The organism is Modicisalibacter xianhensis, assembly GCF_900113605.1.
Taxonomy (GTDB): Bacteria; Pseudomonadota; Gammaproteobacteria; order Pseudomonadales; family Halomonadaceae; genus Modicisalibacter; species Modicisalibacter xianhensis.
The window spans coordinates 150,135-158,589 of record NZ_FOPY01000012.1; the positions used below are offsets into that span (position 1 = coordinate 150,135).

An 8,455-nucleotide genomic window follows, 5' to 3' on the forward strand; every position below is an offset into this window, starting at 1 on the left:
AGCCTGTTAGGCCGCCGCCGGACGGATGTCGGTCACCGGCGTCTCGCGAATTGGCCAGTGCAACGCCATGGTCACCAGGCTCAATGCCACCCCGGCCCACCACACCACATCGTAGGTGCCGGTGGTTTCATATAGCCAACCGCCCAGCCACACCCCGGTAAAGCTGCCGATCTGATGGCTGAGGAAGACGACGCCATACAGCGTCGCCATGTAGCGGGTGCCGAACATGGTCGCCACCAGGCCGGTGGTCGGTGGTACCGTGGCCAACCACAGGAATCCCATCACGGCGCTGAAGACCAGTACCGTGGTCAGGCTCAGCGGCAGCAGCATGAACAGGGTAATCGCCACGGCGCGACCGCCATAGATCGTGATCAGCACCAGGCGCTTGGATACCCTGCCGGAGACGACGCCAGCCAGGAAGGCGCCGGCCACGTTGAACAGTCCGATCAGGCTGATCGACCAGGCGGCGACGGACGAATCGAAACCGGCATCCATCAAGAAGGGCGGCATGTGCACGGTAATGAATGCCAGGTGGAAGCCACAAACGAAGAAACCGGCCGTCAGCAGCCAGTACGAGGCATGACCACGCGCCAGTCTGAGCGTGTCGCGAAACGCCTCGGGCGAGACGATCTGGCCATCGGAGGCGGGCCGGTCGCTGGCTGCGAGCGGCATGGCCAGCAGGGCCATGGACAACGACATCAACGCCATTGCATTGAGAGCCCCGCTCCAACCCAGCCAGTCGATCAGGCTCTGGGCCACCGGGGCGAGCAGGAACTGCCCCATCGAGCCCGCTGCCGTACCGATACCCAACACTAATTGTCGCCGGGACTCGTCTACCGCGCGGGCCATGGCCGGCAGCACGATTCCGAATGCCGTGCCCGCCACCCCGGCCCCCACCAGCAGGCCGGCCCCCGCGTTCAACACCCACACGTCGCTGACCCCAGCGGTGAGCCACAGGCCCAGCGCGTACAGCAGTGTACCGGCGATGATGACACGCACGCTGCCAAAGCGATCGGCCAGCCCGCCGGCGATCACCGCGATCACGCCCCAGGCCAGGTTCTGGATCGCCAATGCCAGCCCGATGATATCGCGCCCCCAGCCGTTGGCCGCATCGAGCGGCTGGACGAACAGCCCAAAGCTGGAGCGAAAGCCGAACGAAAGCATCAGGATTGCGCAGGCGCTGAGAATCAGCCCCCAGGTCGCGGCGGAAAGGCGGGCGGAAGCCATGACGGACATCTCCGTGTCGTTAGCAGGGTATCCGCTATGCTCGGTGCTTTCCGGCCAACCGGCAAGCGAGGAATTCTCCGTCATGCGTGAGAAAAACTCAGTCTCTCCACATTCCCTCGCCAGCACCCAGCCTCAGTTGCCCAGCACCACCGTACGTCCTGCATGCAGGAACACGCGCCGCTCCAGATGATAGCCAATCGCCCGCGCCAGGGTCAGGCACTCGATGTCCCGCCCCTTGGCCACCAGATCTTCGGGGTAATGGGCGTGATCGACCGGTTCGACGCCCTGCGCGATGATCGGCCCTTCGTCGAGGTCGTTATTGATGTAGTGTGCTGTCGCCCCGACCAGCTTGACGCCCTTCTCGTAGGCCTGGTGGTAAGGCTTGGCCCCCTTGAATCCGGGCAGCAGCGAGTGGTGAATATTGATGGCGCGTCCTGCCAGCCGCTCGCACATGGCCGGTGACAGTACCTGCATGTAGCGGGCCAGGACTACCAATTCTGCCCCGGTTTCCTCGATGATCTCCTGGACCTGCGCTTCCTGCTGCGGCTTGGTCTCGGACGTGATCGGGCAATGGTAATACGGTAGGCCATGCCAGGCTGCCAGCGACTCGAGGTCCGGGTGGTTGGAAATGACCGCGCGGATGTCGAGCGGCAACTGACCGATGCGGTAGCGATACAGCAAGTCGTTCAGGCAATGGTCGGCCTTGGAGACGAGAATCACGGTCCCCATGCGCTTGCCGGGCGGGGTCAGTTCGAACTCCATGGCGAACTCGGCGGCACGCGGCGCGAAGGCGTCGTGAAATGCCTCGCCACCGAAGCCTTCCACCTCGGGACGAAACTCGGCGCGAATGAAGAAGCGCCCACTCAACCGGTCGTCGAACGAATTGAGTTCAGTGATATAGCAGTGCTGTTCCTTGAGAAAACGCGTCACTACATCCACGGTCCCCAGGCGGCTCGGGCATTGGGCGGCAAGAATCCAGGTATCGGCCGTTCGGCTCATGGTGTCCCCACGTGTTATTGGCTTGTCAGGGATAAGAAAGGCCGGCACTAGGCCGGCCTCGTAGCTCATCGCTCCACGATGACACCATACTCCGCGGCGGCGTCCAACAGCCAGCGGTAACAGTAGTCGGCGAAGCTTCTGCGTATCACCAGCTCCCAGGTGTCCTCGGCTGGCCGGCGCAGCACGACCGTGGCCTTGGCAAACACCGTGGAGACGCCCTTGCCCACCGGAAAGGCCTGCGGGTGGATATCGTAGGGCGTGGACTTCATGAGCACTTCGCGGGCATTCTCGCCGCGCAGCGTCAACACGGTCTGGCCACCGCTGACGTTGACGATGCTGAAGTGTGCCTGACCCAGTGCCTGACGCAGCTGGCTTTCCAGCGCAAACTCCTCGCCGCCGGGCACGATGACCAGCCATTCGTCGGGGGCCAGCCACTGGATCGAGCGCTCGCCGCTGGCATCCTGAACCAGCGCATTGGGGCGGGCCGGCAAGGCCAGCCCCAGCGTCTCGCGCACCGCCTCATCCAGGACGATGGCCCCGCCACGCAGGACCAGGTGGCCGAGAAACGCCTTTTCGCGCAGCGTCACGCCCGGCTTGGCCTCACGGGGTGGTGTGCCCTGGCGCTGGAAGGACCATGCCAGCGGCGACTCGGCACCCGGGCTGCCGGCAGGCCGGGTATTGAACTCTCTGACATCAGACATGCTGGCGCTCTCCTTTGGGATCGACGAAGACAGGGCTGACGATCTCGGCCTCGTGGACCATGCCATCGGCCATCGGCAGGTAGACGGTATCGCCCATGCGCTCGTGCCCGCCCTTCACCACGGCCAGGGCGAAGCCATGACCCAGCGAGGGACTGTAGTAGCTGGAAGTGACATGACCCACCATGACCATGGGAATGCTCTGCTTGGGATCGAAGACGATCTGCGCGCCCTCCTCCAGCACTACCTTGGGGTCCTTGGGTTTCAGTCCGACGAACTGCTTGCGATCCGTGCGCCGGGTATCGGGGCGTGACAGGGCACGCTTGCCGATCCAGGAGAACGGCTTGTCGTAGCCGATGGCCCACTGCATGCCCAGGTCCTCGGGCGTGACCGACCCGTCGGTGTCCTGGTCGACGATGATCAGCCCCTTCTCGGCACGCAGCACGTGCATGGTCTCGGTGCCGTAGGGCGTCAGATCGTACTTCTTGCCGTGTTCGAACAGGGTCTTCCACACGTGCATTGCGTAATTGGCCTGCACATTGATCTCGAAGGCCAGTTCGCCCGTGAACGAGATGCGGAAGACGCGCGCCGGCACGCCGGCGACCGTGCCCTCACGCCAGTCCATGAACTTGAACTGTTCCTTGTCGAGGTCGATGTCTGTGACCTCGGCCAGCAGCTTGCGCGCATCGGGGCCCGTCACGGTCATGGTCGCCCAGTGGTCGGTCACCGAGTTGAAGTAGACCTGCAGCTCCGGCCACTCCGTCTGGTGCCAGAGTTCCAGCCACTCCAGCACACCCGCGGCACCACCGGTCGTGGTGGTCATCAGGAAGTGGTTCTCGCCCAGGCAACTGGTCGTGCCGTCGTCCATGAGCATGCCATCGTCCTTGCACATCAGGCCGTAGCGTACGCGCCCCGGTGCCAGCTTGGCCCACTTGTTGGTATAGACGCGGCCCAGGAATTCGCGGGCATCGGGACCCTGGATGTCGATCTTGCCCAGCGTGGAGGCATCGAGGATACCCACGCCCTCACGCACCGCGAGGCACTCGCGGGCCACCGCCTCGTGCATGCTTTCCTGCTTGCCGTTGACGGTACGCGGGAAATACCAGGGACGCTTCCACTGCCCCACGTCCTCGAACTCGGCGCCATGCTCGACATGCCACTGGTGCAGCGCGGTATAGCGCTCGGGATCGAACAGGTCGCGGCAGTGACGCCCGACGATGGCGCCGAAGGTGACCGGCGTATAGTTGGGCCGGAATACGGTAGTGCCCACCTCAGGAATCGAGCGCTTCAGACAGCGTGCCGCAATCGCCATGCCGTTGATGTTGCCCAGCTTGCCCTGATCGGTACCGAAGCCCATGGCAGTGTAGCGCTTGACGTGCTCGATGGACTCGAAGCCTTCACGAGTCGCCAGTTCGATGCCCGCCGCAGTGACGTCGTTCTGCAGATCGACGAACTGCTTGGGCGCGCGCATGGTCTGTTTCTCGTGCGGCACCTGGTACAGCGCACAGGCCTCGCCGTCCTGGCGCGCAGCGACCTTTGGCAGTGCCGGCGTGTCGGTGTCAGCATCGATACCCGCAGCCTGCGTCGCCCGTACGCCGGCCTCGGCGCCATCGCGGATTACATCGTTGAGGGCATAGATGCCATGTGCACCACCCGCCGGCGTGAGCCCCTTCACCTCGCCGGGCACGAAGCCCAGGATATCGTCGCGCCATGTCGGCCGTGTCCCGGTATGCGACGCCAGGTGAATGACCGGGCTATAGCCGCCGGAGCTGGCCAGGGTATCGCAAGCCAGTTCCTCGACCTTGCCGATGACACTGAACAGCTTGGCATCGATCTTGGCGACCCTGGCGCCGCTGACGCGCTCGGCGCCCTTGGCCTCGATCACGGCACTCTGGGTGATGATGCGGATACCCAACGACTGGGCCTTGGCGACCAGGTCGCCCTTGGGATTGGCGCGCGCATCGACGATCGCCACCACCTCGCGGCCCGCCTCGTGCCAGTCCAGCGCGGCACGGTAGGCATGATCGTTGGTCGCGGACAGTACCAGCTTGCGACCGGGCACCACGCCATAACGGCGGATATAGGTGGACACGGCCCCGGCGAGCAGGTTGCCCGGCACGTCGTTGTTGGCGTAGACCAGCGGACGTTCGTGGGCACCGGTGGCCAGCACGACCTGCCGGGCACGCACGCGATGCAGGCGCGAGCGCACCTGGCGGCGGCTGCCGAACGTGGGTGCGCTGTCGGCCAGGTGTTCGGTACGCCGCTCATGCAGTGTCACGAAATTGTGATCGTGGTAGCCGTTGGCGGTGGTACGCGGCAACAGGGTAACGTTGTCCCGGCTACCGAGCTCGTCGAGCACGCGGTCGACCCATTTCGCGGCAGGTGCCTCGTCGATCCGCTCACGGCTGCCCAGCAGCGAGCCACCCATCGTCTCCTGCTCGTCGCAGAGGATGACGCGGGCTCCACTGCGTGCCGCGGTGCGGGCCGCAGCCAGTCCTGCCGGGCCGGCACCGATGACCAGCACATCGCAGTGCTGGTTGAGGTGATCGTAGATGTCCGGATCGGGCTCAGCGGGACTGCGGCCCAGGCCGGCACCCTTGCGGATGTACTTCTCGTAGGTCATCCACAGCGAGGCCGGCGCCATGAAGGTCTTGTAGTAGAAGCCCGGCGGCATGAACGTGCCGCCCAGCTTGCCGACCATGCCCATCAGGTCGCGCTGTACGTTGGGCCAGCCATTGGTGCTGCGCGCCGTGAGCCCTTCATAGAGCGCCTGTTGGGTGGCGCGTACATTGGGCACTTGGGCCGCCTCGGAAGCACCCAGCTGGACCACCGCGTTGGGCTCTTCCGCCCCGGCGGCAACGATGCCGCGCGGGCGCGAGTACTTGAAGCTGCGATTGACGATATCGACGCCATTGGCGAGCAGTGCAGAAGCCAGGGTGTCGCCGGCATAGCCCACGTATGGCTTGCCATTGAAGGTGAAGTGCAACTGATGGGAGCGGTCGATCCGGCCCCCTTGCGACAGTCGATTGACCTGGCTCATACCCGTGCCCCCTGATTTGATGCGTCGTTCAGTGCTTCGCTTTCAGGCCGGGCACCCACGGTCTGCCAGCCGCCTGAAGCCGCCTGCACACCGGACTGCTTGTCCTTGCCAGGCAGGTTCTGGGCTGTGATCGTGGGCTGCTCGCCCATCTTGTACGTTTCGAGAATTTCGTAGCTCACCGTGTGACGGGTGATATTGAAGAACTTGCGGCAGCCGACGGCATGCACCCATAGCTCGTGGTGAACGCCACGCGGGTTGTCGCGGAAGAACAGATAATCCCCCCAGGCTTCGTCGGAGCATGCCTCGGGATCCTCAGGGCGCTGGATATGCGCCTGGCCCTTGGGATGAAACTCCTCTTCCTCGCGGTGCTCTTCGCAGTACGGGCAATAGATATGAAACATGACGACACCTCCTAGTGCGCGACGCCTGCGGCGCCATGCTCGTCGACGAGTGCACCGGTGTTGAAACGATCGATGGAGAACGGGGCAGCGATGGGATGCATCTCGCCCTTGGCCAGACTGGCGGCAAACACATGGCCCGAGCCCGGTGTAGCCTTGAACCCCCCGGTCCCCCAACCGCAATTGAAGAACAGTCCCTTGACCGAGGTGGCCGAGAGGATGGGACAGGCGTCGGGGCAGGTATCGACGATACCACCCCACTGGCGGTTCATGCGTACTCGCGAGAAGATCGGGAACATCTCGACGATGGCCTGCAGGGTGTGCTCCACCGTCGAGTAGCTGCCCCGCTGGCCGTAGCCCAGATAGCCGTCGATACCCGCACCGATGACCAGGTCGCCCTTGTCCGACTGGCTGATGTAACCGTGCACATGATTGGACATCACCACCGTGTCGAGAATCGGCTTGAGCGGCTCGGAGACCAGCGCCTGCAGGGGATGCGATTCCAGCGGCAGCTTGATGCCGGCCATCTTGGCCAGCACGCCGGAGTTGCCAGCCGCCACGCAGCCCACGGTCTTGGCGCCGATGTCGCCACGGTTGGTATGCACACCGACCACGCGGCCGTCGAGGATCTTGAAGCCGGTGACCTCGGTCTGCTGGAGAATATCGACGCCGCGTGCATCGGCGCCACGAGCGAAGCCCCAGGCCACGGCATCGTGACGGGCCACCCCGGCACGCGGCTGCCAGGAGGCACCCATGACCGGGTAGCGTGCATTCTTGGAACAGTCCATGATCGGCACCAGTTCCTGCACGCCCTTGGCGTCCAGCACTTCACTGTCGATGCCGTTCAGCCGGTTGGCGTTCACGCGGCGCTGGATGTCACGCATGTCCTGCAGGGTGTGGCCGAGGTTCAGCACGCCGCGCTGCGAGAACATCACGTTGTAGTTGAGATCCTGTGACAGCCCCTCCCAGAGTTTCATGGAGTGCTCGTAGAGGGCCGCCGCTTCGTCCCACAGATAGTTGGAACGCACGATCGTGGTGTTACGTGCAGTGTTGCCACCGCCCAGCCAGCCTTTCTCGATCACCGCGACATTGGTGATGCCATGTTCCTTGGCCAGGTAGTAGGCCGTGGCCAGGCCGTGACCGCCGCCACCGACAATGATCACGTCGTACTCTTTCTTGGGCGTGGGGTTGCGCCACTGGCGCTGCCAGTTCTCATGGTGACTGAGCGCGTGCTTGACCAACCCGAAGCCGGAATAGCGTTGCATAGTTTGTCTCCTCGATCGGGCGCCCTTGGCGCCCGCTGACGGTCAGGCTCAGGCCACGGAGGTTGCGTTCTGGGCCGGCTCACTGGGCTGTGCGTCACCATAGACCGGATAGCGCGCGCACAACGCGACCACCTTGTCGCGCACCTCGTCTTCCACCGCCGAGGTATTGCCCTGCTCGGCGAGCACGTCGAGGATGTCGCAGATCCAGCCGGCCAGCTGTTCGCAATCGGCCACGGTGAAGCCCCGCGAGGTGACAGCCGGCGTGCCGATGCGCAGGCCCGAGGTGACAAACGGGCTCTGCGGGTCGTTGGGCACGGCATTCTTGTTGACGGTGATGTGCGCCCGGCCGAGTGCCGCATCGGCGTCCTTGCCGGTCACGCCCTGTTTGATCAGCGAGACCAGGAACAGGTGGTCGTCGGTGCCGCCGGAGACGACGTCGAAGCCGCGTTCGAGGAACACCTGTGCCATGGCGCGGGCATTGTCGATCACCTGGCGCTGGTAGTTGACGAAGTCCTGGCTCATGGCTTCCTTGAAGGCCACGGCCTTGGCCGCGATCACGTGCATCAGCGGGCCGCCCTGCTGGCCCGGGAACACGGCGCCATTGAGTTTCTTGACCAGCGCCTCATCGGCATTCGCCGACAGGATCAGGCCGCCGCGCGGGCCGCGCAGCGTCTTGTGCGTGGTAGTGGTCACCACGTGGGCGTGCGGCAGCGGACTGGGATAGAGTCCGGCGGCGACCAGGCCGGCGACATGCGCCATGTCGACCATCAGGTAGGCCCCGACCTCGTCGGCGATGGCACGGAAGCGGCGCCAGTCGATGACCCGCGA

7 protein-coding genes are annotated in these 8,455 nt (G+C 64.6%); all 7 read right to left on the minus strand.

Annotation, left to right across the window (positions count from 1 at the left end):
* Positions 1-6 precede the first annotated feature (6 nt).
* Positions 7-1,227, minus strand: coding sequence for an MFS transporter (locus BM194_RS14985; protein WP_092848364.1), 1,221 nt, complete (start codon positions 1,225-1,227; stop codon positions 7-9).
* 132 nt (positions 1,228-1,359) lie between these two features.
* Entirely contained in the window at positions 1,360-2,226 is an 867-nt protein-coding gene (purU, locus tag BM194_RS14990; RefSeq protein ID WP_092848334.1) for a formyltetrahydrofolate deformylase, read from the minus strand.
* Positions 2,227-2,291: 65 nt separating this feature from the next.
* Complete coding sequence (locus BM194_RS14995; RefSeq protein ID WP_092848336.1) at positions 2,292-2,927, minus strand: sarcosine oxidase subunit gamma; 636 nt, start codon at positions 2,925-2,927, stop codon at positions 2,292-2,294.
* Entirely contained in the window at positions 2,920-5,964 is a 3,045-nt protein-coding gene (locus BM194_RS15000) for a sarcosine oxidase subunit alpha family protein (protein ID WP_092848339.1), read from the minus strand. Before BM194_RS15000 ends, BM194_RS14995 begins: the two co-directional genes overlap by 8 nt.
* Positions 5,961-6,365 (minus strand): sarcosine oxidase subunit delta, encoded by a 405-nt coding sequence (locus tag BM194_RS15005; protein ID WP_092848341.1) that lies wholly within the window; start codon positions 6,363-6,365, stop codon positions 5,961-5,963. The genes BM194_RS15000 and BM194_RS15005 overlap by 4 nt, the downstream gene beginning before the upstream one ends.
* 11 nt (positions 6,366-6,376) lie before the next feature.
* Positions 6,377-7,627: a sarcosine oxidase subunit beta family protein gene (locus BM194_RS15010; RefSeq protein WP_092848343.1), complete on the minus strand. Its 1,251-nt coding sequence runs from the start codon at positions 7,625-7,627 to the stop codon at positions 6,377-6,379.
* A 48-nt stretch (positions 7,628-7,675) separates the two neighbouring features.
* Positions 7,676-8,455 (minus strand): serine hydroxymethyltransferase (locus tag BM194_RS15015; RefSeq protein ID WP_143097599.1); only part of this gene is annotated, 780 nt, incomplete at its 5' end.

Excerpts from the sequence above, each read along its gene's own strand:
- BM194_RS14985 (WP_092848364.1), bottom strand. The coding sequence starts at position 1,227 with ATGGCTTCCGCCCGCCTTTCCGCCGCGACCTGGGGGCTGATTCTCAGC.
- purU (WP_092848334.1), bottom strand. The coding sequence starts at position 2,226 with ATGAGCCGAACGGCCGATACCTGGATTCTTGCCGCCCAATGCCCGAGC.
- BM194_RS14995 (WP_092848336.1), bottom strand. The coding sequence starts at position 2,927 with ATGTCTGATGTCAGAGAGTTCAATACCCGGCCTGCCGGCAGCCCGGGT.
- BM194_RS15000 (WP_092848339.1), bottom strand. The coding sequence starts at position 5,964 with ATGAGCCAGGTCAATCGACTGTCGCAAGGGGGCCGGATCGACCGCTCC.
- BM194_RS15005 (WP_092848341.1), bottom strand. The coding sequence starts at position 6,365 with ATGTTTCATATCTATTGCCCGTACTGCGAAGAGCACCGCGAGGAAGAG.
- BM194_RS15010 (WP_092848343.1), bottom strand. The coding sequence starts at position 7,627 with ATGCAACGCTATTCCGGCTTCGGGTTGGTCAAGCACGCGCTCAGTCAC.